The following is a 23,019-nucleotide window of genomic DNA, read 5'->3' on the forward strand; positions in this document are numbered from 1 at the left end:
CTGGGGTCGGGCCAGTCAACCTGACCTTTTCGAGCCTGCCCATGGATCTGACACTCATACAGCGCACCCTGCCGTTTTTTCTGGAGGCGGCCTGGGTCACGGTGCACGTTTCGCTACTGGCACTGCTGCTGGGCCTGCTGGTCGCCATCGTGCTGGTGGCGGCCCGGCTGTCCGGCTTTTTCCTGCTTCGCTGCCTGGCCAGGGTCTACATCAGCGTTTTTCGCGGCACGCCCTGCCTGGTCCAACTCTTCCTCCTCTACTTTGGCGGCCCGCAGATCGGCCTTGAGCTGGAGCCGTTTTCCGCTGGCGTCATCGGCCTGGGCCTGAACATCGCGGCCTACATGGCCGAATCCATTCGCGGCGCCATCAGCAACGTCGATCCCGGCCAGGTCGAAGCGGCCCGCTCAATCGGTTTCGGCAAGGGCCAGACCCTGTGGCTGATCACCCTGCCGCAAACCGCCAAGCTGATGATCAGGCCACTGGGGGTCAATGCGGTCGCGCTGATCAAGGGCTCGGCCCTGGTGTCGACCATCTCGGTGGTGGAGCTCTCCTATACAGCGCAGCGCTTTATCAGCTCCACCTACAAGCCATTCGAGATCTTCATGGTGTCGGCCATTTTGTATATCGCCATGGTCTACACGGTCAGATTGCTGGTTGACCACCTCGACAAACGCTTCGCGGCAAAGTGAGACGCGTCAATGCAAAGCCTCGATCTCAGTATCCTCACCCCCTATTCCGAGCTGCTGGCAACCGGACTCTGGTGGACCATCGTCTTGTTCCTCTGCTCCAGCGTATTGAGCCTGATAGCGGGCATAGCCTTCGCCCTTATCGTGCTCTACACCCCCAAACTGGTATCCCTTCCCATACGCTTCATGACCTGGCTGCTGATGGGCACGCCCCTGCTGCTTCAGCTGTACCTGATCTATTACGGCCTGGTGCAAGTGGGGATCGATATCCCGGCATTGATGGCTGGCATCATCGGCCTGAGCCTGCACTTCGCCGTCTACAACGCCGACGTCATTCGTGCCGGGGTCCTGTCGGTCGATCCGGGGCAGATTGAAGGCGCGCGCTCCATTGGCCTGAGCCGCAGCCAGGCTCAGCGCTACGTGATTGTGCCGCAAGCCCTGCGCAGTACCCTGGCGCCCCTGGGCAACAACCTGATCGTGCTGCTCAAGGACACCTCCCTGGTGTCGATCATCGGCATTGCCGAACTGGTCTACAGCGCCCAGCGCGCCGTGAGCGAAACCTACAGCCCGTTCGAGTTCTATCTGGCCGTCGCGGTGATTTATTACGCGGTCAATCTTGTCCTGGAAGCCGGCCTGCACCTTCTTGAAACCAAGGTAGAGATGTCACGATGACCACCGAAAAGCTCATGGTTGAAGTCAAGGGCGCGCGCAAGGCGTATGGCGCACTTGAAGTGCTCAAAGGCATCGATCTGTCTGTCTCGCGCGGGCAGATCATCGCCATCATCGGCCCCAGTGGTTCGGGCAAAAGCACCCTGCTGCGCTCGATCAACCACCTGGAAGTGCTGAACGAGGGGGAGATCTGGCTGGAAGGCGAACACGTCAACCGCCCCTTGAAAGGTCGAGCCTTTGAACAGCACATCAATAGCGTGCGCCAGCAGATGGGCATGGTGTTCCAGCACTTCAACCTGTTCCCGCACCTGACCGTGCATGAAAACATCGCCCTCGGCCCGGTCAAGCTCAAAGGGCTGACCAGGCCAGCCGCTCGCGAGCTGGCCATGGAGTACCTGTCGAAGGTCGGCCTGGCCAACAAGTTCGACGAGTACCCTTCTCGCCTGTCCGGCGGGCAGAAACAGCGCGTGGCCATTGCCCGGGCCCTGGCGATGCGCCCCAAGGTCATGCTGTTCGATGAAGCCACCTCGGCGCTGGACCCCGAGCTGGTGGAAGAGGTCAACCAGGTCATGAAGCAACTCGCCGCCGAACACATGACCATGTTGATCGTCACCCATGAAATGCGCTTTGCCGGCGAAGTGGCGGACCGGATCATCTTCATGGACGGTGGCGTGGTGGTCGAGGAAGGCGCGCCACAAGAGATCCTGCAAAACCCCACTCACGAACGAACCCGGTCGTTCCTGAAAAAGCATTTGCATGCATAGATAAGTTGCACGCCCAATTCGCGAACAGGCTGTTGTGCCAAACGAGTACGCTTGGAGTACTTGTTTGGCACCGTAGCAGGCTGGAACCTGCACGCAGCGGCTTGAGCGCTCCCACGGGATGGAAACCATATCTCTTGTACAAAGTCACGGCTGGCATCTGTGCATAGGTGAACCCCAGCCGAATCCTCCCCGTCCCTCGCCCCTCACCCAAGCGATCAATTGCTCGATCAAGGCAGCGCCGACCCCGGTGATTTTTTTGTCCGCGATGGCTTTCCAGCTGTTTGCACCTACTCTTCTCGACGAAACATGGCGCTTTGACAGCATTATGCCCTCCTCGTCCATCGTTCAAATGCAGATTCGACCTAGTCCAACATGTCTTTTCGAAAGGAATTCAAATGTCAAAACATGCAGGTGTATTCAGGGGTGTGTCAGCGGTGCTGGGCACCGCGATATTGCTGGGTTTGCCAGGCACTAGCTTCGCCTTCCTGGGCGAATTGAAAGCGACCCTTGGCTTCGAGGTAACCGCCGGGGTCGACAAGGAGACGCTGGCGGTCATCAAGGCGTTGCCTGCTGACGTGCGCGTCGAAGTATTCAAGATCTTGGATCGTACGGATCGAAGCGTCTACGGCTACCTCGATAAAGTGAACGAAACCGTGCGCAATGCCGTGGACGAGATTTCTTGCGCTGCTTCCGGCGCGACCTATGGTGCGGGAAAGGGGTTGAAACAAGTACTGGGATTCACCCCCGACGATGTCAAAGACATGAAGGAGGCACTGATAAAAATAAGAAAAGGTTTCTCCTACAAGACTTCGGCCGATCAATTCGCAACTGTCTATGCCGACTACGATGCAAGCGCACGCACGGTGGTGTGCTCAGAGGGCAGGACCTCTCCAACCGGCAGGGAGATGGCACGCCTGCGAGGCCAAACCAGCGAGTCCTACATCTTGTGGGCCAGGCTTCGGGACATGTGCTCGCGCTCGGAAGATTGCTATGCCCTGGTCTACGACACCCTCAAGACCAATATGGCCTCCGCGGCGAGACAGGATCTTGCAGTGACCAAGGCGCAAGAACGCTTTGCCGGTTTCAAGCCCAGTATCGAGCGGAAGTCTTCGTTCCTGGGCCTGACCAATACCTACAACGTGCAGGAACACGAGGAAGCACTCGGCAAGATGCTATTCCTGAACGATCAATTGATCCTGGTTTCCACCGCCCGGATCGATAAGGCCAAAGCTCGTTTATCGGAGCATGACAAGTACCTGACAACAGCCGAGGCGGACCTGTCCAGAGCCAGAACGCTTGCCTCGGGCAATACAAACCAGCGCATCCAGTCCTGCAACCTAGGCTACTCGCTGACCGCTCGTGGCCCGGCCCTGGCACAAGGCCTGGCAGAAGTGAAAAGCTTCGAAATGCTCACTCAGCCGCAGCTGACGGAGCTTCAGACACGGCTGGACACCATCGCCTCGACAGCAAAATCACTTCAGTCCTATTCCTCCGACGAAGTGGGCAACAGCCAGTCCAAGTGTTACTTCATCAGGATATGGAACCCACATACCGATCACAGTCCCAATTGAAATGCACAGGTGTGGGCCTGCTACACTCCCGCCCCCAAAACACCTGCCGATGACCACAGCTTCCGGTCGCCCATCGAAAGGACTCTCCCATGAACAAGCTGATCTACAGCCTTTTTGCCTCAACACTGGCCCTGTCTGTTGACATTGCCCATGCCGCCTCCGTGGCCGAAGTCTTCACCGACGACATGCTGGGCACCAATCAGCGTTACTTTGAATCCGTCGCCGGAATCCCTCGGGAATCCTTCGGCGATGAGCACAAGTTCAAAGTCCAGGGCTGCGACATCACCGCCACGGTAGAGGGCGGCAAAGTCAGCAAACTGCGCATGGAGCTGACGCCCAAATGCCAGGCCGACCTGACCCAGTTCGTCGGCACCTACGCCCCGGCGCCAGGCAAACCCCTCACCGTCGGCGCCTTTACCGAGTCGTCCGGTGGCGGCCTGAGCTACAGCGCCAGTTGCCTGAGCATGTGCGGAAACGCCGCCGACCCTTCCGTCTATGCCCACTGGGAAGGCCCCCATGCCGTAGATTTCAAGGAAGTGCTGCTGGAGGTGGTGCTGGCCTCGGATGCCGCGCTCAACGCCGCCGACCAATGGGAATCGCAGATGCGCAAAGCAGAAGGCGAAGACTACGTGATGGAGACCCGCTTCAACTGCGACCAGAAATACGACGCCGCCGCGCAGAAGGCCTTTGAGAAAGTGCAGGTCAACGCGGTCACTATCGGCACCGGGCTCAAAGCGTCCGGTTGCTGACATTCAGCACGAGAAGCCACACAGCAGCCGGAAGTCGATAACGACCGGCTGCGACACTGCCGTCTCCACTCTCAACCCACGCCCCCCCCGCCAAAAATACGCCCAAAGGATGGAGATGAAATTCTGGCCCCTCCATGCAGGCACGCGCCGGCCATGGTACGTAAAGCTGCTCTGGATACCGCTGCTGCTTGGGCTGGTCACTCATTGGGACTTCGCGTTGCCAAGGGTGAATGTTCACTACTCCCAAGCCGGCCGTGATGAACTCAGGTACATCTGGAACGTCCAGGATCGGATTGATAAAGGAGGAATGCTTCCCGGAGGCGGCGCAACCGATCATGGCGCGCTCTTCCCGGACGACGAGTTCTTCATGGAATTTTCCTGGTGGAGCAAGAACACCGGGCGCAATCATTGCATCAGCATCACCCCGCAGTGGCCCAACACCCATATCTACCTGAACGCCGACGGCGACATCGACAGGCGAGAAAAGAGCGGAACCGATGTGCACCGGTTGGAGGAATGTCGCTGGGACCGGGCCAAGCCTTAGGTCGGTATCACGGGCGCAACGGCAACGGCAGCCTGTGTGACCTGTAACCATGGTTTTTTGGCCGGCGATGCCGCGTCATCTATTTGCGGTGACGGCTTGAACTGCAGAATGACCAGGCGCCTGCAAAGGCGAAATTCCCGCCCCTCCACTGGGGTCCGTTCCTCAGCCGAGGCGGTCGATGGCACTTGCAAGATTGACGCGGGCTTGCTGCTCGAATGCATCGAAGTAGGGTGCGGTCGTATAGATGCGCCCGCGTGCCAGGAAGCCCTCCAGGACCTGGCGCCGCTTTCGGCGGTACACAAACAGAGGCACATATCGGTACTCGCGACGGACTTGGCGGTCGTACTCCTCAAACCGCGCGGCCGATGCCCCAAGGATCGCCAGATCCGTGTCCACCAACACGGCCTCGTCTGCCGACGCTGGAGCGCCGTCGTGTCGCGTCACCATGATCAGGCCGTAAAGCCTGCATCGGATTTCATCGCCCAGGCCGCTATCGCGTGCCACGTCGTCCAGCCATTGCGCACTGCGCAGCTCGTTGTCGCTGCGAAGGGGGTCGTATATGGCGTCATGAAACCAGAGTGCGAGGTCGACTTCAGCGGGGGCATGGCAGGCAGCGTTGATGAGCCGGCGCACCTGGAGGCATTCCTGCAAATGCTGGCAGTTGTGGTACGCACGATGGGGCTCGCGGTAGCGTCGAAGGAGCTCTTCATAGGTTGCTCGCGGTGGGCAGCCGGCGCCAAGCTCCGCCCAGAGGCGAGCCCAGGCGGCGAAATCCACACCATCAAGCACCTCGGGGGCGCCGTGCGCGCCGGCCGGAAAGAGGTTGCGCCCTTCTGGCGTTCCCCTCATCGCTCCTCCTCCCCATCAATGTACCGCTCGACCCAGGCGATCAACGTCGGTGCGGCGAAGGCCGTCGGCAGCAGTGGCCGCGCCGTGGTGGACAGCGTGAACGCCCCCTGGATAAAGCAGGTAATGCCCGCCACCAGCGCGTCGAGCCCTCGGGCGCGGCGTCCGCGTTCGGCGAACCGCTGCCGGAGCAGGCCCTTGAGGAGCTTCATCTGCGCCGCTAGCACAGCCTGATAGACCTCACGCACGTCTGGGTCGTGGGCCGACTGCTCGCCGATCATCACCCATGCCGCGACCGCATCGGGCTGCGCGTCCGAACCGTAGGCAAGGTGTGCTGCAATGTAGGCCTGAAGCCTTTGCTCGGCCGTCTGGGCCTCAGCGGCCCGGGACTCGTAGCGCTGATGGGCGTAGCCGGCCAGTGAGTCGACCAGTGCCACCAAGATCTCGCGCTTGTCCTTGAAGTGGTAGTGCACGAGGCCAGGCGCTAGCTCCGCATGCCGGGCGATGGCCGCTACGGTTGCGCCAGCGTAGCCGGCCTTGGCCATGACGGCCTGGAGTGCCGCCACAATCTGGCCGCGTCTTTCATCAGTGTTCGAGCGCCGTGCCATGTCACCTTTCCAATGTTGGTTGCTCGACCAGCTTAGCATTGACATCGACCCCGCCACACCCTAGCTTTCCAAATATTGGTTATCAGACCAACTTTGGAGATCACGATGAATTCCTTCGCTGAAAAACTGATGGCGAGGGCCACTGCTGCGTCGGCCTCGGTCGAGCTACCGCTGGGTGACCGGGTGCGGTGTGTCCTGGTGCACGAGTTTCTTTCGGCCAGCGAATGCGAAGCGTTGATAGAAGCCACGGAGCAGTGCGGGTTCGCCAGCGCAGGGTCGGACTACCCGTCCTCCTACCGCGATAATGACCGGATCGTGGCAGACGACCCTGCTCTGGCCGGGCGGCTATTCGAACGTTTGAAGCACTGCGCCTTGCGGATGCCGAGGCTCGGGACGGTGATCGATGAGGACGGCTGGCGTCCGGTCGGCATCAATGAGCGGCTGCGCTTCTGCCGCTACCGGCCCGGTACCCAGTTCCGTGCCCATCAGGATGGTGTCCACCATCGCCAGCACCAACAGTCACGCCTGACCTTCATGATTTATCTTAACGACGATGCATTCAGCGGCGGAGAGACCGTGTTCTTCGAGGGACGGTCCGCAGCCATGTCGAACCGGGATTCCACGCTCAGGCTGCGCCCCCGAAAGGGCAGCCTGATCGTATTCGACCACACACTCTGGCACGCCGGCGCCTTAGTGGACGCTGGCCAAAAATACGTCATGCGCAGTGACCTGATGTACGAGCCACAGCAATCCTTGCACGTCGACGGCCCCTTCCAGCCGGGCCACCGCGGTTACGTATGGGCGCTTGCCGACCTTGGCGACAGGGGCTTGGCAAGCGCCGGGCGTGACGCAACCATCCGGCTGTGGGATCGCGAGGGCCGGTGCCTGGGCCAGCTTGACGGACATACACAATCCATTCTGGGTCTGGTGGACGTGGCGCCTGGCGAGCTTGTTTCTCATTCGCGGGATCGAACAGTCCGGCATTGGTCCTTGGCGACCGGCAAGTCAAGGTTGGTCGGCACATCGGATTCGGCCGTCCTGTCCTCGGCAAAGTTAGGCGCTGACCGCCTCGTGACCGGGGCTGCTGACGGTCGCGTGACAGTCTGGAACCTGGCGACAGGTGCCACGGACAAGCGTCAGGCCCACGCCTGCTGGGTCTGGGCGATCGCGCCTACGGCCAACGGCGGTTTCGCCACCGCATCGGAGGACGGAACCGTCAGGCTGTGGCAACCCGAGGAGCGGGACTGCGTACAAGTGCTCGATCTGGGCCGCCCCCTGAGAACGCTGGCGAGCTGGATCGACGCCGATGGCAGCGTCACCTTGGCCGCTGGTGATCTCGACGGCGCGGTGCACCTGCTAGCGACCGATCCGATGCTCGCGCTCCTGGATTGCCTTGCCGCTCATGACGGGCCTGTGCGGCGCGTGCGCTTCGAGGCGCGACACATGCTGCTGACCTGCGGCGAGGACGGATTCGTCAAGCGCTGGAACCTGCCCTCACGACAGGGGGTGAGCATCGGCTCACACGACAACTTTGCAACCGATGTGCTCCCCACCCGCTCCGGTGGCTGGATCAGCTGTGGGTATGACGGCCGGATATTGGTGCATGGCGACAAGGGTTAGGACGCCCTACTCCTGCGCTACCCAATACCCGTGCTTTCGAGCGCACATACCGCAGCGATACCCGAAGCGCCCAGCCCGCGAAAAGACGCAACGTAAATAGCGGCATTTTGATGGCAACCACTGGGGCCCGATGTTTATGATGCAACCTATGCTCGGGGCGACAATCTTGGCGATACGCCCATGAACAGCTGGAAATGCCTGCATGAAGACTGCGACACGGATCAAGCCCCTCGATATCACCGGAACGCTTGCGAGTGCCGCCTTCAAAAGCACATCACTGGAGCCTGATTGGACATGTACCCCACTGGAACTCATCTGATTGTTGGTCGAGGTCTCTATACCCACCACGGGATTTTTGTCGGCAGAAATCGCGTGATCCACTATTCCGGTATGGGCTCGGGTCTTCATAAGGGATGTATCGAGTCGACCTCTCTTGAAGCCTTCCTGCAAAACAAGAAAGCGCGAATCAAGACCTACAAAAAGGTCTACTTCCGCGGGCCCGAAATCTGTCGTCGAGCGCGCTCCAGGCTGGGCGAGGATGAATACAATCTTCTGTTCAACAATTGCGAGCATTTTGCCACCTGGTGCGCCACCGACCGGCACTCCAGCGAACAGATCAACGCCGCGACCGAACGCCTGAGTAGCAACCTCGTAACCCATCTGCTGATGCGCCAAGTAGCAAAGCAAACGGCCGAACAAACGACCAAGGTTCTACTCACTAAAGCGGGGACCTCGGCCGCAGGCAAAATACTGGCCGGCCAGGCAACCAAGACCGCAGCCAATCACGTAGCCCGATCATTGGCTGGACAGGCCCTGGCCAAGGGGGCAGTCAGCACCGTTGCCGGTTTCGCGGCTACGGGTGGAGTTTCCAGCATGACGGCTGTGGGATTGAGCACAGTCGGTATCGTCGGAGGCACAGCCCTTGCCCCGGCGGTGGCAACCGCAGCCGTCGCAGTAGGCGCGGCCTATGTGGTCAGTAGCATCTGGGATTTGGTTACGGACTGGTGGTAAGTCGTTGAGACCTCGGCAAAGGCATGCCCCCCTCCAGTAAAAAGGCGACGCATTGCGTCGCCTTTTTCGTATTTTCAGAACTCAGCCGGGGTGTACGCAGGATCAGCCATGCCCCATGGTTCTCTCACCCAAGGCGCGCAGCAGATTGCAGGCATCGCTAGGCAAGTTGCATCGACCGGTTGCATCCGCAGCCAGAAGCGGTCAATCAAAGAATCTACAAAGTGAGAGCTATTCAGACACCATCTCGAGCGCATTGTGGACGTTGGGGCGGTATAAGACGCAGAAAACTTGAGGGTTAAAAACCCACAAAATCACATTAATCTTCACAAGAAAAAATAGGCACAACGTGGAAGATACTTCTGATTTTACCGAAACCGAATTCATTTCCTTCGTCAGAAACATACGGGTGGTCAACAAAGGCGGGACGGACGATGAGCTGGGTGAGTTGCTTGAAAAGTTCAGCAAGCTCTCAGGCCATCCAGATGGCTATGACCTGATTTTCCACCCTGAACCCGGTGCGGATAACTCCGCCGAGGGTGTTACTAAGACAGTGAAGGAATGGCGGAAAGCCCAGGGGCTGCCGGGGTTCAAGAACGACTGATTGCAGCGCTTACCCACATAAAGAGACACGCTCATAATTAAAAACAGCCAATAGCGGACGTTTAGGGTAGAGAAACAAATCTGTCCGTGTTTCTTGGGGCGACCACTCCAGTTCAGCTTTCATGTAGTAACGCGGGTTTCGATTTTTACTTGGGCTCTTCACAGCGCCTGGGCCGGAAGCAGACAACTGTCGAGATGGGATTCGGTAGCCGAGTTAAAGGGCCTCCTTGCCTTTCTGCGCCTTTGGCCAACAGGTCGCTGGTATGATCCGCGTCCGGAGCCGCCTGCTGGAGGCGGTGTGTTTGAGCACAGGAAGTCCCATGAAAAGAATGCTGTTGGGTGTGTGTCTGCTTTCACTGGCCGGTTGTGCCAGCTCGCCCGATACCACCTTCACCCAGGCCACGCCAGGTTGCAAAGCGGCCACCTCTGAGTTCAATGGGAAACCGGTCACTACGCAGTTCTGCATCAAGACCATCGCCTTCAAACCCTCACAATACCGAGTCACTGTTAACGACCAGGTGCTGTTCACCGGTACTGACTACCAACGCGTCGCCTTCGCCAAAACCATCAAGGAAGGTCCGGCCAAGGGCACATGCAAGGAGCTGATCGAGTTGCAGGGCTCCGGCTCGAAGACAGTGCCATTGAGCGAGTTGCCAACCGAATTGGTGGCAGGCTGCCGGATTACGGCAGACGCGGCCGGTAACTCCCAAGCCTTCAGCAAAGACGACGCCTGCGACAAGGCGTTCTACAAGTCGCTGGCGCCGTTGCTGGGCAAGGTGATGCCGGTTGAAGTGGCCCGCCAATGCAGCGTGACGGTAGGCGAGCAGACCGTGTTTGACCAACGTTTCAACTTTTAGAAAAAAGGCACTGGAGCAGAGGCAGGAAAGCGGGCACAAAGCCGATCGTTGGAAAGCGCCCCGTTCAATCATAAAGGCGACGCATTGCGTCGCCTTTTTTGTTGCTTCATTACTCAACCAGGGGTCAGACAGGATCAGCCTGCCCTAAGGTTCTATCACCCAAGGTACGCAGCAGATCGAAGCCATCACTGAGCAACAGGCCGATGGCAAAGCGGATCTGTGAGAGGTCCTGCGGAACAGAAGCGCAGTCGAGGATTTCCAGCAGGTTGCGGGCTGCACCGATGCGTTGCTGAGCGCAGGTATACAGATCGGCCAACGAGGCGTTGGCGTCCAGGTAGAGGACGGGATGGTCAGTGTCGTTGCGGGTGAGCGAGATGGGATTGCAGGTAGGTGTGCGGGTCATTGGTGAAGCTCCATGAGAGACAAGTCTTTACCGCCGTCAAACAGCCAAATGGAATCGGCTAAGAGACGAGGTTTATGCCCATAGTTTTTTGGCCCGCGATGACCAGTCACTTAAGTTGCGGTGACGTGTTGGACTATAGAAGTGGTATTCGCTCGATGACAGTTTCTGGGTAAAAGATCGTTCGGTTTATCGTTTCAAAAACATACAGTGATCAGCTTATGACAGGCTGCCTTTGCCCGGAAGCAGCCTCTTACCAATGGCCGCTTTCGACCCTAAGCTGACGGTGGGCATAGGCAGAAATCGGCCAAAAGGTGCCTCACACGCATCTCAGCTTCGCCCCCATGACCCAGCCCGTCCCAGTGAGCGAAGTGAGCTCTTTGAGCGCGTTGTTAGGAGATAGTGAGGACATGCTGGTAGACAGTGCTTCTTTCGGTATCACAGAATAATTTTTTATGAGCTCCTGTCAAAACGTTTGCCTCGACGTTGCCTGCAATTGCTCTGTAATGAGCTCCCCTCATGTTTTTATAAATATCGAAGAAACCACTTTCGGGGAGTCCAGTGTCTTTTTTTGAAAGCAACGCGCCGTAGATTGCTGTTTTGCTGTCGCAAATACCTCTGCACGCCTCCTCAAAAGTATCCCATACCTCGTTCTTTGGCGTGCCTGTTTTGAAGACATTGTAAATTTTCGGGTAAGAAACAGTTTTCCTGTCTCTTGCAGCTGAGATCAGAATTTCTCGGATTGTCTGAATCGGGTCTTGCATAGTTTGGCCATTTCCTAACTGTAAGTAGACGACACACGCGGGATAAAATTTTCCGCCACTTGTGTCTGATAAAGTTACTTCCCCTTCAGCAGCACCTTAGGTACGGCTATAACGCGACAATAGCGGGGGAAAAGCGACATGAGTCTTCACGGAGATTACGAAGTCGCTAGCAACGTGTCCATGGCCTGTTACTGCTGCTGCTCGTAACGAGCCACCCTCCCCGAGGGTGAAGCTTCTGGCCGAAAACTGTCAGTCAAAGTAGGAAAATCAACCCTGCTCCATTGCTTCCTTCGCTCCCCCCTACCGGCTCACGCCTCCTCAATTTTCCGGTGAATCGCGATTAGATCAGGAAGGAATTTTAGACAATTCCCTGTAAAAAACTCTCGGGACTTATTGATCCGATATTTATCAAACAAACAATGCAAAGCCTGCTCTAGCTTTGAATAGTTTGTGGTTTCAAGTTGGCTTAAGATCGTGAAGCGAAAAGGTACCCCCGTCGTATAGAGCTGTGTGATGCGCTTGTCGACTGACCCACTGGTTATTCCAATCTTTACGATCTCGACTTGCTCAGCGGTATAGAGACCGGTGGAGAGCACGTACAGCGTCCCGATATCCGCCTCTAGCTTGGCAAGGTCCTCCCCCTCAATGAAATCATCAGCCTTGGTGTCCGCTGAGGCGGCGTCTGCCAAGAGAGTCATTAGGTGAGGCTTACGACTTTTATCTGCCGCGATGTCCGAGGCGCCTCTGCAGGCTAAGTAAATTCGGGCAAGAACAGCATGGTCAACATCTTTGTAGTTACCTGCAGCGACGTTTTTCAAATGGCTTGGCGTGCCAACGTACTGAGGGTATCCGGTCTTCACGAACTCTCGGATCTGTTGCGGTGTCAGTCCCTCAGGATGCTGCCGAAGAATCTCCCGTACCACATCGGTGAAGCTTAGTTCGCCCTGCATACTCAATCCTAGAAAATGCTGATTTACGTTGATGGTACCAGCAGATCAACCAATGAAACATAACTCACGCACATCGCAGAAATACGCTTTTCTTCACAACTTGTGACGACTCCTGCTGGCCGATAGGTGCCTCTCGCAAAGGGCAGCTACCGGCCAATAGCGGCCCGTCAGATCCTGCTGAAGTCATCCCTTAGATGCCGGTGAGCAACTGTAGAGTTCTAGTCTCACTTCTCAGTCGAAACTACACAATTCCACTTTGGCCGTTGCTGAATGCTGTTCGCGTGCTGAAAACCATGCTGCCCACAAATAGCGTCCACCGTCTAAAACAAGCAACCCAACCGCAGTCCAGATTGGCACATATGTCAGCCACTGTTCAGGCTTGATCCGCTCACCCAGGATCAACGCTACTGCGACCATCAATATCGGTTCTACGTAACCCAGTAAACCGAACAGGCTGAACGGTAGATGCTTTCCTGCAACGGTGTAGGACATGAATGCCGCCGAACTGATGATTGCCAACAGCGCAAGCAATAGATACAAATTGGGCACCTGAGTGAACACCCCCGGCGTCGACCTGACTCCCATCGCAAAATAGGCGGCAACCGGTAGCGTAAGCCGAGGCTCGCGGTAGAGAGCTTACGCCGCAACATGAAATACAGTGGAAAACCGAAGGCAACCAACAGCGTAGACCACGATATTTTCCCAACCTGATAAAGCTCATTGAGCGCGCCTAGCCCAGCGCAAAGAGCGGCAATTTTTTGGATTGGTGTCAGCTGGTCACCGTAAGCAACTTTGCCGAACAGGAGCATTACGAGAGGCTGCAGGAATTAGCCAAGTGAAACATCGAGGCCATGCCCGTTGAGCGGTGCCCACATGAATAGCCATTGCTGGGTACCCAGCAGAGCGCTGCTCAAGCAAAGTCCGATGAGTAACCGTGGTCTCTGCCTAAGGCGTTGCCAGACGATCTTCACTTGGCACCATGCTCCGCTAATTATTAAAAAAGCGGTGATACAAGGCAGCATCAGCAGCATGCGCCAGCCAAAAATTTCCACTCCAGTGAGTGGGGATAGCAAGGTTGCGTAGTAGTAAAGGATGGCGAAAAGGCAGGATGAAGTGATAGACAGAGCGACGCCTTTGAACAAGGGGCCTCCATTTCTTTGAAGTGAGAATTATCCGACGGCTAAATTGCCCATGGGGGCGCGGGAATAAATTTTGATTCGACCCATTTTTTGAAGGCCGTTACTACGGCGCTGGGAAACTTAGATGAGGGTCTGACCAGATAAACCCCTCCGGCGGTGTCCAGCTGCCAGTCCGGGAGAACATGAAGCAACTTTCCGGCCGCAATGTCATGACGCATCAACCATTCGCCAGCACCCAATATTCCTGAATCAGCGCAAGCCGCGGCGAGTAATGATTCGCTGTCGTTGGCCGTCAGGTTTCCTTTTGGCAAGACGGTCTGGAATTCGCTGCCGCGATAAAGTTTCCACTGCGGAAAAGACGCAAGACCACTGAAGCGAAGACAATTGTGCTCGATCAGGTCGTGTGGGGTTTCGGGCATGCCGTGCTTTTCGATATACGCCGGCGAAGCACAAAGAATCCGGCGATGGTCACTAAGTTGCATTGCTATTAGTCGGTTGTCTTCCAGTTCTCCGATCCGGATCGCAACGTCAAATCCTTCGTCAATGATGTCGACCAGGCGTTCGCTATAGTCTGCGAGAATCGAGACGTGCGGATGATCCCTGAGAAACTCCGGCAACATGGGGCCAAGCCATCGCCGTCCCATAGCTGCCGGCAGAGCGAGTCGCAAGGTACCTCGAACTTCGTTAGCACCTTCCGCCGCCTGCTGCTGAGCTGCATCCATCAGGTCTATGGCTGCGCGCAAACGCTCTTCAAGCTTGGAGCCCACTTGCGTAATTCGGACTTGCCGTGTGGAGCGCTCGACGAGACGGACTCCCAGGCGCTTTTCCATCGCGGCCAGTCGTTTCGAAACGATGGTAGGGTGTCGCTGCAGAAGCCTGCCTGCAGCGACAAAGGAGCCTTGCGAGGCAACGGCCAGAAACGCAGCGATTTCGTCACTGTGCTGATTATTCAGAACGTCAAGATTCATGGTTTTAGAATGATAGCTCCTGAGGACTGCCCCGACTCCAACGCTGTGTGCGCCAGCGATGCATCTTTCAAAGCGTAGCTGGCCCAGATACGAGGTTTGATAATCCCCGACTCTATAGCTGCCAACACATCCTGTGCCCGCTCTTGATATTCAGCCGCGCTGGCGGTGTGCGCTGCAAGCGATGGACGCGTCAGAAACAGCGATCCTTTAGCGTTAAGCGTTGACAACTCAACAGCCGAGGGCGCACCTGACGATGCCCCAAACGATACCATCAGTCCGCGTGGGCGTAGGCTATCCAAAGACGCCTCGAAGGAAGCACGTCCGATTGGGTCATAGACCACATCGACCTTTCGGCCTTGGGTAATACGACTGACCTCGGATGCCAGGTTTTTGGCGTCGAACACCAGTACCTCATCACAACCTGATGTCAGTGCTTTTTCAACACTGGCTTGTTTTGAAACTACACCGATCACTGTCGCCCCAAGGTGTTTGGCCCAGGGCACCATGATCTCTCCCAATCCTCCCGCCACACCATAAATCAGGACAGTTTTGCCGTGGGTTACTGGATAGGTGGTTTTTAGCAAGTACTGCGCTGTAATGCCTTTGAACATGACAGCGGCAGCATCATCGAAGGACAAGGTTTCGGGTATCTTCACCAGCCGCTCTGCCGGATAAAGTCGGGCGGACGCGTATGATCCTATAGGTCCGGTGGCATAAGCGACACGATCGCCAACCTGAACGTTACTGACACCTTCACCAATGATGACGACCCGTCCGGCTCCCTCTAATCCGAGAACGGATGGCAGCGCAACAGGCGTTACGCCCTTTCGTTGAGTCACGTCGAGGAAGTTGACCCCAATGGCCTCCTGTTCAATCCAAACCTCACCTGGCCCTGGCAATTGCTCATTCACTGGTTCCAGTTTCAGAACCTCAGGCGCGCCGAATTGGTTAAAACGGATAGCGGATATCATGGTAATTTTCTCCACAGTCAGAAGCTGTTTCCAAGCCGATGCCGCCAGTGTGAGAACTTAACCTCAGATGAACAAGATGGGCTTAATGCAGAACATTAATGTATTAATTGCAGCAATAGCATCGTTAAATCAACTGCAGCGCAAGACGATGAGGGGCGAACAGAGCTGAGGGAAAAAAGTAGCTGCTACGTGTGCGCAACGAGTCGATTCAATAGTTCAGGAGCGACCGCTTCTGGCCGATTGCGGCCTGTCACGAACGGTAGAAATCGGCCAAATGCAGTCATTGAGTATCAAGAGGCGGTTCAGTAGAACCGCGGCCTGTAGATCCTTTTGCGTTCTTCAGATCAATGCAGTGGCCTTTTTTTCAACTAGCCCAGCTCCCACTACCAGCATTTCAGGCAAGCTTTTTCTATCTTCGTCTGATGCAGCGCCGATATGAACATCACCTTTCCACAGCTCCCCAGCTACAACTCTAAGATCTAGGTCTGTCTGAGTGTTTCTTAAATCCTCGTGCCCAACGTAGTGCCAGCGTTTGTTTTGAATAGGTGCTTTTGATGTGTAAAGCAGGAGATCAAATCTGTCAGGTAACTCGTCCGGAAGTCTTTGTTCAGTAGAAAAAAATTTATATATTCCAAGCAAAATGGTGTCTTTGTGTCGCTCTGATACATACAAAACCTTGGCTGGCTTAAATCCTCCTTCTACAGGGATCAATACGATGTCACCAGCTGTCGTTTTCTTGAGTTTCACAGTCCGAGTCTCTTCAAAGTTTCATTAAATAACTGATCGGTACCGGTTAGCGACGGCCCGTCTTCGGCCGTCGCTATGCATGGTCAAACCTCAGTCTGCTTCGCCCTCTCCAGGGCGTCATCGGTCTCAATACCCAGATATCGAACGGTGCTCTCCAGCGTCGAATGGCCGAGCAGCAGTTGAACCGCCCGCAGGCTCTTTGTCCTGCGATTTGAAGCCTTACTCGGATGGCCGAGATTTCTCTCAGGATGCCGTTGAGTCGATAGCAGCCCCTTCTGCACTCGACCAGAAACTAGCGTTGGAAAACGCTACAACGGATGACTGCCCCGCCTCCCCTCTACCCCTGCGCGACCCAATACCAAACCGCTCCCCCCTCAAACGCCGGCATCACTTCCCCCTGCGCAAAGTAGCGCCGCGACTCCGGCGCCGCCGGGGTAAACCAATAACCGGCCTTACTACAGGTCTCCCCCGCCACCACCGGCGCTACACGTTTCGGGTGGCTCGGCCGAAGGTTCCTCGCATAGGCCAGCAGATCCTTGGGATAGACCCTGTGCTCGACCCCGCTGTCATCGATGCCATACAGAAAGGCGATGGCTGCCGCCTCGAACGCCCAATACCCGCAATAGCTGCCCTCGTCCCCTTGCAGGTGGCTGTCGTGCCAGGGCGCCTGTTCGAACGCGGGGTACCAGTCGTCACAGTACTGCTGCAAAAGGTCGCTGGCCTCGGCCGGGTCGTCGGCGTAGATGGCTTGTATCAGCGGTGTGTAGACGTCGTGGTACCAGTCATCGACGTCATATCGGTCGGGCAGCAGTTTGCTCAGCAGGTCTTCGTAGAGGGTGTCGTCCCCGGCGTAACCCGCGGGGTCGATCAGGGCCACGAAGCGTTTGAGCAGGTCGGTGCGGTGCAGCAAGATGCACAGGCTGAACACCTGGACGCACTCTTGGTACTGGTCGAGCCAGTCGTCGATCGCCAAGGGGGTGATGTTCGGAATCTGGTTGTACTGGGCCAGTTGTCTTTGCAGGTGTTCGTAACTGTCCACCAGGGTTTCCAGCAGGGGAATCAGCAGGTCGATGCTGTGGCCGGCGGTGTAGCGGATGAGGATTTCCTTGAAGATCCACTTCTGGAAATGCCGGGCCCTGAGGGACTTTTCCTGTGCTTCGGAGTCGGACTCAAAGGTGTTTTCGGCAAAGAACTCCACGCTGTGCTGGTAGTTGCTGAAGAAGTTCGCAAGGCGCGCTGCGCTGAGGAATGCTTGTCGTCTGTCCTTGATCATGGGTCTTCCTTACCTGAACGACGCCCGCTCCAGGCGTTGCCGGCAAGCGCGGCAACGCGCAGTCACCGGTCCAAAAAACAAAGCCCGCGACACAAGGCGCAGGCTGGATAGGGTTGCAGCAGGTCGAGCCGGATCAGTTACCCGGCCCCTTAGAAGTTCGCCGGGGTGTTGGCGCTGATGATTTCCGCCTCATCCTGGCCAATGTTGCGGAAGCTGTGGGGCAAGGTGGTGGGGAAGTAATAGCCATCCCCCGGGTTGAGCACGCTGACTTGCCCGTCCACGGTCAACTCCACGGTGCCGCGGGTCACCAGGCCGCACTCCTCGCCTTCGGCATGCACGATGGCTTCTTCGCCGGAGCTGGCGCCGGGGGCGTATTGCTCGCGCAGAAAGCGCATCTGCCGGTTGGCCACCGGGGCGCCGATCATCAACAGGCGCAGGCCGTCGCGACCGAGGTCGGGCTGTTCGTTGGCGCGGAACACGTATTGGTGCTCACGGGGCGGCTGGTCGAAGGTGAAGAAGTCGGCCAGGGACATGGGGATGCCTTCCAGCAGCTTTTTCAGGGAGCTGACGGAGGGGCTGACGCGGTTCTGTTCGATCAGGGAGATGGTGGCATTGGTTACGCCGCTACGACGGGCCAGCTCGCGCTGGGAGAGTTTGTAGCTTTCGCGAACGAGTTTGAGTCGGGTGCCCGTGTCCATAACAGCCTTATGTGAGAAGTACTTAAGGGTATTTTTGCGGCGGTTGGGTCGCGAACGTCGCGATTTGGCTGCCCTGGAGCCTGAAAAGGCGGCTATTTAAACATGTTTGACAGGCAAGCTGTAAAGACTGGCGATGGGCGTGAAGGCCGGGTGATGGAGTGCCGGTTTTCTGGGGCTTTGCGGGGCTTTTCCTGGAGTGGGTCAAGGGCCGGAGCTTCGCGAGCAAGCTCGCTCCTACAGGAGTGGGGGCTGTAGGAGCGAGGTGGCGTCAGATACCGAAGCGGTCGCGCAGGGCGTAGTACGCGGCGCCCATGGCGGTCAACGGGGCCTGGAAGGTGCGCCCGCCGATCATCGGCATGTGCGGCAGGGAGGCGAAGGCGTTGAAGCGCTCGGCGTCGCCGCGGATCATTTCGGCAATCAGCTTGCCCGCCAGGTGCGAACAGGTAACACCGTGGCCGCTGTAGCCCTGCATGTAGTAGGCGTTCTTTTCGATACGGCCGAATTGCGGCATGCGCGACATGGTCAGCAGGAAATTGCCGGTCCAGCGGTAGTCGATCTTCACGTCCTTGAGCTGGGGGAAGGTCTTGAGGATCTTCGGCCGGATCAGTTGCTCGATATCATCCGGTTCCCGGGCGCCGTAGACCACGCCGCCGCCGTACAGCAGACGGTTGTCGCCGGTCAGGCGGAAGTAGTCCAGCAGGTAGTTGCAGTCTTCCACGCAGTAGTTGTTGCTGATCAGGCTGCGGGCCAGTTGTTCCGGCAACTGCTCGGTGACCACGATCTGCGAACCGCAAGGCATGCTCTTGCGGGTCACGCGGGGGTCGAGGTCTTGCTGCAGGTAGGCGTTGCCGGCGATCAGCAGGTATTTGGCGCGGACCACGCCCTTGGCGGTGCGCACCACGTTGGGTTCGCCGTAGGTGATTTCCACCGCCGCCGACTGTTCGAAGATCTTGCCGCCCAGGCCGATGATGGCGCTGGCTTCGCCCAGGGCCAGGTTCAGCGGGTGGATGTGGCCGCCCTGCATGTCCAGCAGGCCTCCGATGTAGTTCTTGGTGCCGACTTCGCGGTCGATCTGCGCCTTGTCGAGCATCTTCAGGTTGTTATTGCCCAGGCGCTCCCAGTTGCGCTTCTGTTCCGCCAGGCCCTTGAGCTGCTTGTTGTTCAGGGCGGCGAAGATGCCACCGGGGCGGTAGTCGCACTGGATGTCGTAGTGCTGGATGCGCTGGCGGATGATGTCGGCGCCTTCGAAGATCATGCTGCCGAGCACTTCGGCGCTTTTTTCGCCGTAGCGTTCTTCGATCACGTCCACGTCGCGGCTGTAGGAGTTGACCAGTTGCCCGCCGTTGCGCCCGCTGGCGCCGAAGCCGACCTTGGCCGCTTCCAGCACGGTGACGCTGTAGCCGGCTTCCGCCAGGAACAAGGCCGAGGACAGGCCGGTGTAGCCGGCGCCGATCACGCAGACGTCGCACTCCACCAACTCTTCGAGTTGCGGGTAGTCGGTGGCCTGGTTGCGGGTCGCCGCGTAGTAGCTGTTCACGTAGGTTTGCATGAGAAATTCCCCAGCGGGTACGGGCCCAGGCCCGCCGCCGCTGTTGTTATAAGAGTTAGAGCTTGATCCAGGTCGCTTTGAGCTCGGTGTATTTGTCGAAGGCGTGCAACGACTTGTCGCGGCCGTTGCCGGACTGTTTGAAGCCGCCGAACGGCGCGGTCATGTCGCCGCCGTCGTACTGGTTGACCCATACGCTGCCGGCCCGCAGGCCACGGGCAAAACGGTGGGCGCGGCTGAGGTTGGCGGTCCAGACCCCGGCCGCCAGGCCGAAGATGCTGTCGTTGGCGATCTGCAGCGCTTCTTCTTCGGTATCGAAACTGATGACCGACAGCACCGGGCCGAAGATCTCTTCCCGGGCGATGGTCATGGCGTTGGTCACGCCGTCGAAGATCGTCGGCTCGACATACAGGCCGCCAGTGCTTTCCAGGGTGCGGACACCGCCGGCCAGCAGTTGGCCGCCCTGCTCCTTGCCGATCTCGATGTAGCGCAGCACGTTCTCCAGTTGGCGCTGGTCCACCATCGCGCCAACCCGGGTTTCCGGATCGAGGGCATGGCCCGGTTTCCAGCCCTTGAGGGCCTCCACCAGCAGCGGGATGAACTGTTCGCGGATCGAGCGCTGCACCAGCAGGCGCGAGCCGGCGGTGCAGACCTCGCCCTGGTTGAAGGCGATGGCCGCAGCCGCTGCTTCAGCCGCTGCGCGCAGGTCCGGGGCATCGGCAAACACCACGTTGGGGCTCTTGCCACCGGCTTCCAGCCACACCCGCTTCATGTTGCTTTCGCCGGAGTACACCAACAGTTGCTTGCCCACGGCGGTGGAGCCGGTGAAGGCCAGCACGTCCACGTCCATGTGCAGGGCCAGGGCCTTGCCGACGGTGTGGCCGTAACCCGGCAGGACGTTGAACACGCCCTTGGGGATGCCGGCGTCCAGGGCCAGCTGGGCGATGCGGATCGCGGTCAGCGGCGACTTTTCGGACGGCTTGAGAATGAACGAGTTGCCCGCCGCCAGGGCCGGGGCGAATTTCCAGCTGGCCATGATCAGCGGGAAATTCCACGGCACGATGGCCGCTACCACGCCCGCCGGTTCCCGGGTCACCAGGCCCAACTGGTCGTGAGGGGTGGCCGCCACTTCATCGTAGAGCTTGTCGATGGCTTCGGCGTTCCAGCGGATGGCGTTGGCCGTGGCCGGAATGTCGATGGCCATGGAGTCGCCAATCGGCTTGCCCATGTCCAGGGTTTCCAGGAGCGCCAGTTCTTCCTGGTGCTCAAGTATCAGTTCGGCAAAGCGCGTGAGGATGCGCTTGCGCTCGGCCGGGGCCTTGCCCGACCAGACGCCACTGTTGAACGCCTGGCGCGCCACCGCCACCGCACGATCGGCATCGGCCTGATCGGTGCTGGCAACGTTGGCCAAAAAGCGTCCGTCCACCGGGCTCAGGCATTCAAAGGTCGCGCCGCTGGCGGCGGCGCAGTACTGGCCGTCGATAAAGGCACGGCCTTCGAGGCTGAGGGACTGGAAGTGCTGCTCCCAGTCGCTGCGGGATTTAGTCATGGCAAATACTCAACGCAGGAAGTGACACGGTCATCAGACCGTGTGCAGGTACCAGTTGTATTCCAGGTCGGAGATGGAGTTTTCGAACTCCGCCAGCTCGCTTTCCTTACAGGCCACGAACACGTCGATGTACATCGGGTCGATGTACTTGGCCATCACTTCGCTGTCGTCCAGTACACGCAAGGCGTCCCGCAGGTTGGTGGGCAGGCTTTGTTCGTTCTGCTCGTAGGAGTTGCCTTCAACCGGCGCGCCCGGGTCGATCTTGTTGGTCAGGCCGTGGTGAATGCCCGCCAGCACCGAAGCCATCAGCAGGTAAGGGTTGGCGTCGGCGCCGGCCACCCGGTGCTCGATGCGCACCGCATCGGCAGAACCGGTGGGTACGCGCACGGCCACGGTGCGGTTGTCGATGCCCCAGGTCGGCGAGTTCGGCACGTAGAACTGCGCACCGAAGCGGCGGTACGAGTTGACGTTGGGGCACAGGAAGGCCATCTGCTGCGGCAGGGTGTCGAGCACGCCGCCGATGGCATGGCGCAGGGCTTCGTTGGTTTCCGGGTCTTCGCTGGCGAAGATGTTGTTGCCCTGTTTGTCGAGGATCGAGATGTGCACATGCAGGCCGTTGCCCGCCTGGCCCGGGTAAGGCTTGGCCATGAAGGTGGTGTCCATTTCATGGTCGTAGGCGATGTTCTTCACCAGGCGCTTGAGCAGTACTGCGTAGTCACAGGCCTTGATCGGGTCGCTGACGTGGTGCAGGTTGACTTCGAACTGCGCCGGGGCGCTTTCCTTGACGATGGCGTCGGCCGGAATGCCCTGCTCTTTCGCGCCTTCGAGGATGTCTTGCAGGCAGTCGACGTACTCGTCGAGGTCGTCGATCAGGTAGACCTGGGTGGAATGCGGACGTTTGCCGGAGATCGGCGAACGGGGCGACTGCGGACGGCCGTTCACGTTGTCCTGGTCGATCAGATAGAACTCCAGTTCAAAGGCCGCGCAGATGGTCAGGCCCATCTCATCGAACTTGCTCACCACCTGGCGCAGCACTTCGCGGGGGTCGGCGAAGAATGGCTGGCCTTCGATCTCGTGCATGGTCATCAGCAGTTGCGCGGTGGGGCGCTTCTGCCAGGGCTCGACGCTCAGGGTGCCGGGGATCGGGTAGCAGATGCGGTCGGCATCGCCGATGTCCAGGCCCAGGCCGGTGCTTTCCACCGTGGAACCGTTGATATCCAGGGCAAACAGCGAGGCGGGCAGGTTGATGCCCTTCTCATAGACCTTGTGCAGCGCGGTGCGCTCGATGCGCTTGCCGCGCACCACACCGTTCATGTCTGCAATCAGCAGATCGACGTAGAGAACCTCGGGGTGTTTTTTCAGGAAGGCATTGGCTTCATTGAGTTGAATGGCACGCGGGGGGACCGACATGATGCACCTATTGTGTTAATTATTATGTTCACTGCTGTGACACGCCAGCAGTCAACCCGAAAGAAAAACCGGAGTCAAT

The 23,019-nt window shown here is 58.3% G+C and carries 23 protein-coding genes and 1 pseudogene; 10 read left to right on the top strand and 14 right to left on the bottom strand.

Annotation, left to right across the window (positions count from 1 at the left end; translation table 11 throughout):
• Positions 1-41 precede the first annotated feature (41 nt).
• From AC1RCO_RS26680 to AC1RCO_RS26705, 6 genes are all read left to right on the top strand, one after another.
• Positions 42-689, top strand: a complete 648-nt coding sequence (locus AC1RCO_RS26680) for an amino acid ABC transporter permease (protein ID WP_011060659.1) — start codon at positions 42-44, stop codon at positions 687-689.
• 9 nt (positions 690-698) lie between these two features.
• On the top strand, positions 699-1,358 hold the full coding sequence (locus AC1RCO_RS26685; RefSeq protein WP_065363697.1) for an amino acid ABC transporter permease: 660 nt from the start codon (positions 699-701) through the stop codon (positions 1,356-1,358).
• Positions 1,355-2,119 (top strand): amino acid ABC transporter ATP-binding protein, encoded by a 765-nt coding sequence (locus AC1RCO_RS26690; RefSeq protein ID WP_011060657.1) that lies wholly within the window; start codon positions 1,355-1,357, stop codon positions 2,117-2,119. The genes AC1RCO_RS26685 and AC1RCO_RS26690 overlap by 4 nt, the downstream gene beginning before the upstream one ends.
• 395 nt (positions 2,120-2,514) lie before the next feature.
• Complete coding sequence (locus AC1RCO_RS26695) at positions 2,515-3,690, top strand: hypothetical protein (RefSeq protein WP_065363696.1); 1,176 nt, start codon at positions 2,515-2,517, stop codon at positions 3,688-3,690.
• 89 nt (positions 3,691-3,779) lie between these two features.
• On the top strand, positions 3,780-4,439 hold the full coding sequence (locus AC1RCO_RS26700) for a hypothetical protein (protein WP_065363695.1): 660 nt from the start codon (positions 3,780-3,782) through the stop codon (positions 4,437-4,439).
• 115 nt (positions 4,440-4,554) lie between these two features.
• The gene (locus AC1RCO_RS26705; protein ID WP_065363694.1) at positions 4,555-4,983 is read left to right on the top strand and encodes a hypothetical protein; all 429 of its coding nucleotides are present in this window, start codon (positions 4,555-4,557) and stop codon (positions 4,981-4,983) included.
• Positions 4,984-5,145: 162 nt separating this feature from the next.
• Here AC1RCO_RS26705 and AC1RCO_RS26710 read toward each other — a convergent pair whose 3' ends face one another.
• Entirely contained in the window at positions 5,146-5,832 is a 687-nt protein-coding gene (locus tag AC1RCO_RS26710) for an HD domain-containing protein (protein ID WP_492618208.1), read from the bottom strand.
• Positions 5,829-6,437, bottom strand: a complete 609-nt coding sequence (locus AC1RCO_RS26715; RefSeq protein WP_019095023.1) for a TetR family transcriptional regulator — start codon at positions 6,435-6,437, stop codon at positions 5,829-5,831. Before AC1RCO_RS26715 ends, AC1RCO_RS26710 begins: the two co-directional genes overlap by 4 nt.
• 105 nt (positions 6,438-6,542) lie before the next feature.
• Between AC1RCO_RS26715 and AC1RCO_RS26720 the strand changes: the two genes are divergently transcribed.
• From AC1RCO_RS26720 to AC1RCO_RS26735, 4 genes are all read left to right on the top strand, one after another.
• Complete coding sequence (locus AC1RCO_RS26720; protein WP_492618209.1) at positions 6,543-8,057, top strand: 2OG-Fe(II) oxygenase; 1,515 nt, start codon at positions 6,543-6,545, stop codon at positions 8,055-8,057.
• A 294-nt stretch (positions 8,058-8,351) separates the two neighbouring features.
• Positions 8,352-9,068 carry a lecithin retinol acyltransferase family protein gene (locus AC1RCO_RS26725; RefSeq protein WP_073698956.1) on the top strand — a complete coding sequence of 239 codons (717 nt, stop codon included), beginning with the start codon at positions 8,352-8,354 and terminating at the stop codon, positions 9,066-9,068.
• Positions 9,069-9,414: 346 nt separating this feature from the next.
• Positions 9,415-9,669, top strand: coding sequence for a bacteriocin immunity protein (locus AC1RCO_RS26730; protein WP_053157707.1), 255 nt, complete (start codon positions 9,415-9,417; stop codon positions 9,667-9,669).
• A 319-nt stretch (positions 9,670-9,988) separates the two neighbouring features.
• Positions 9,989-10,525 (top strand): hypothetical protein, encoded by a 537-nt coding sequence (locus AC1RCO_RS26735; protein ID WP_145714070.1) that lies wholly within the window; start codon positions 9,989-9,991, stop codon positions 10,523-10,525.
• Positions 10,526-10,649: 124 nt separating this feature from the next.
• On the opposite strand, the gene AC1RCO_RS26740 is transcribed toward AC1RCO_RS26735, so the two are convergent.
• The 12 genes and pseudogenes from AC1RCO_RS26740 to AC1RCO_RS26795 form a co-directional block, all read right to left on the bottom strand.
• Positions 10,650-10,928 carry a hypothetical protein gene (locus AC1RCO_RS26740; RefSeq protein WP_492618210.1) on the bottom strand — a complete coding sequence of 93 codons (279 nt, stop codon included), beginning with the start codon at positions 10,926-10,928 and terminating at the stop codon, positions 10,650-10,652.
• A 389-nt stretch (positions 10,929-11,317) separates the two neighbouring features.
• Entirely contained in the window at positions 11,318-11,689 is a 372-nt protein-coding gene (locus AC1RCO_RS26745) for a hypothetical protein (protein WP_139187207.1), read from the bottom strand.
• Between the two features lie 308 nt (positions 11,690-11,997).
• A complete protein-coding gene (locus AC1RCO_RS26750) occupies positions 11,998-12,639 on the bottom strand; it encodes a GIY-YIG nuclease family protein (protein WP_492618211.1) in 642 nt (213 codons plus the stop codon).
• A 231-nt stretch (positions 12,640-12,870) separates the two neighbouring features.
• A pseudogene (rarD, locus tag AC1RCO_RS26755) lies at positions 12,871-13,781 on the bottom strand (EamA family transporter RarD).
• Positions 13,782-13,819: 38 nt separating this feature from the next.
• Positions 13,820-14,746 carry a LysR family transcriptional regulator gene (locus AC1RCO_RS26760; protein WP_011060645.1) on the bottom strand — a complete coding sequence of 309 codons (927 nt, stop codon included), beginning with the start codon at positions 14,744-14,746 and terminating at the stop codon, positions 13,820-13,822.
• Positions 14,743-15,717, bottom strand: coding sequence for a quinone oxidoreductase family protein (locus tag AC1RCO_RS26765; RefSeq protein ID WP_492618212.1), 975 nt, complete (start codon positions 15,715-15,717; stop codon positions 14,743-14,745). Before AC1RCO_RS26765 ends, AC1RCO_RS26760 begins: the two co-directional genes overlap by 4 nt.
• A 339-nt stretch (positions 15,718-16,056) precedes the next feature.
• Positions 16,057-16,464: a hypothetical protein gene (locus AC1RCO_RS26770; protein WP_492618213.1), complete on the bottom strand. Its 408-nt coding sequence runs from the start codon at positions 16,462-16,464 to the stop codon at positions 16,057-16,059.
• A 337-nt stretch (positions 16,465-16,801) separates the two neighbouring features.
• Positions 16,802-17,737: a PoNe immunity protein domain-containing protein gene (locus tag AC1RCO_RS26775; RefSeq protein WP_492618214.1), complete on the bottom strand. Its 936-nt coding sequence runs from the start codon at positions 17,735-17,737 to the stop codon at positions 16,802-16,804.
• Positions 17,738-17,886: 149 nt separating this feature from the next.
• Positions 17,887-18,435 (bottom strand): cupin domain-containing protein, encoded by a 549-nt coding sequence (locus tag AC1RCO_RS26780; RefSeq protein ID WP_011060642.1) that lies wholly within the window; start codon positions 18,433-18,435, stop codon positions 17,887-17,889.
• A 268-nt stretch (positions 18,436-18,703) separates the two neighbouring features.
• Positions 18,704-19,984, bottom strand: a complete 1,281-nt coding sequence (locus AC1RCO_RS26785; RefSeq protein ID WP_401019434.1) for an NAD(P)/FAD-dependent oxidoreductase — start codon at positions 19,982-19,984, stop codon at positions 18,704-18,706.
• Positions 19,985-20,039: 55 nt separating this feature from the next.
• Positions 20,040-21,530, bottom strand: a complete 1,491-nt coding sequence (locus AC1RCO_RS26790) for an aldehyde dehydrogenase (protein WP_492618215.1) — start codon at positions 21,528-21,530, stop codon at positions 20,040-20,042.
• Between the two features lie 33 nt (positions 21,531-21,563).
• Positions 21,564-22,940 carry a glutamine synthetase family protein gene (locus tag AC1RCO_RS26795; RefSeq protein WP_011060639.1) on the bottom strand — a complete coding sequence of 459 codons (1,377 nt, stop codon included), beginning with the start codon at positions 22,938-22,940 and terminating at the stop codon, positions 21,564-21,566.
• Positions 22,941-23,019 lie beyond the last annotated feature (79 nt).

The organism is Pseudomonas sp. GW823-FHT03E05 (genome assembly GCF_058796855.1).

Bases quoted from the DNA above. Each gene is read 5' to 3' on its own strand.
- AC1RCO_RS26780 (WP_011060642.1), bottom strand. From the start codon at position 18,435: ATGGACACGGGCACCCGACTCAAACTCGTTCGCGAAAGCTACAAACTC.
- AC1RCO_RS26795 (WP_011060639.1), bottom strand. From the start codon at position 22,940: ATGTCGGTCCCCCCGCGTGCCATTCAACTCAATGAAGCCAATGCCTTC.
- AC1RCO_RS26690 (WP_011060657.1), top strand. From the start codon at position 1,355: ATGACCACCGAAAAGCTCATGGTTGAAGTCAAGGGCGCGCGCAAGGCG.
- AC1RCO_RS26750 (WP_492618211.1), bottom strand. From the start codon at position 12,639: ATGCAGGGCGAACTAAGCTTCACCGATGTGGTACGGGAGATTCTTCGG.
- AC1RCO_RS26785 (WP_401019434.1), bottom strand. From the start codon at position 19,984: ATGCAAACCTACGTGAACAGCTACTACGCGGCGACCCGCAACCAGGCC.
- AC1RCO_RS26685 (WP_065363697.1), top strand. From the start codon at position 699: ATGCAAAGCCTCGATCTCAGTATCCTCACCCCCTATTCCGAGCTGCTG.
- AC1RCO_RS26775 (WP_492618214.1), bottom strand. From the start codon at position 17,737: ATGATCAAGGACAGACGACAAGCATTCCTCAGCGCAGCGCGCCTTGCG.
- AC1RCO_RS26760 (WP_011060645.1), bottom strand. From the start codon at position 14,746: ATGAATCTTGACGTTCTGAATAATCAGCACAGTGACGAAATCGCTGCG.
- AC1RCO_RS26790 (WP_492618215.1), bottom strand. From the start codon at position 21,530: ATGACTAAATCCCGCAGCGACTGGGAGCAGCACTTCCAGTCCCTCAGC.
- AC1RCO_RS26765 (WP_492618212.1), bottom strand. From the start codon at position 15,717: ATGATATCCGCTATCCGTTTTAACCAATTCGGCGCGCCTGAGGTTCTG.
- AC1RCO_RS26715 (WP_019095023.1), bottom strand. From the start codon at position 6,437: ATGGCACGGCGCTCGAACACTGATGAAAGACGCGGCCAGATTGTGGCG.
- AC1RCO_RS26745 (WP_139187207.1), bottom strand. From the start codon at position 11,689: ATGCAAGACCCGATTCAGACAATCCGAGAAATTCTGATCTCAGCTGCA.
- AC1RCO_RS26705 (WP_065363694.1), top strand. From the start codon at position 4,555: ATGAAATTCTGGCCCCTCCATGCAGGCACGCGCCGGCCATGGTACGTA.
- AC1RCO_RS26720 (WP_492618209.1), top strand. From the start codon at position 6,543: ATGAATTCCTTCGCTGAAAAACTGATGGCGAGGGCCACTGCTGCGTCG.
- AC1RCO_RS26710 (WP_492618208.1), bottom strand. From the start codon at position 5,832: ATGAGGGGAACGCCAGAAGGGCGCAACCTCTTTCCGGCCGGCGCGCAC.
- AC1RCO_RS26680 (WP_011060659.1), top strand. From the start codon at position 42: ATGGATCTGACACTCATACAGCGCACCCTGCCGTTTTTTCTGGAGGCG.
- AC1RCO_RS26735 (WP_145714070.1), top strand. From the start codon at position 9,989: ATGAAAAGAATGCTGTTGGGTGTGTGTCTGCTTTCACTGGCCGGTTGT.
- AC1RCO_RS26725 (WP_073698956.1), top strand. From the start codon at position 8,352: ATGTACCCCACTGGAACTCATCTGATTGTTGGTCGAGGTCTCTATACC.
- AC1RCO_RS26700 (WP_065363695.1), top strand. From the start codon at position 3,780: ATGAACAAGCTGATCTACAGCCTTTTTGCCTCAACACTGGCCCTGTCT.
- AC1RCO_RS26740 (WP_492618210.1), bottom strand. From the start codon at position 10,928: ATGACCCGCACACCTACCTGCAATCCCATCTCGCTCACCCGCAACGAC.
- AC1RCO_RS26695 (WP_065363696.1), top strand. From the start codon at position 2,515: ATGTCAAAACATGCAGGTGTATTCAGGGGTGTGTCAGCGGTGCTGGGC.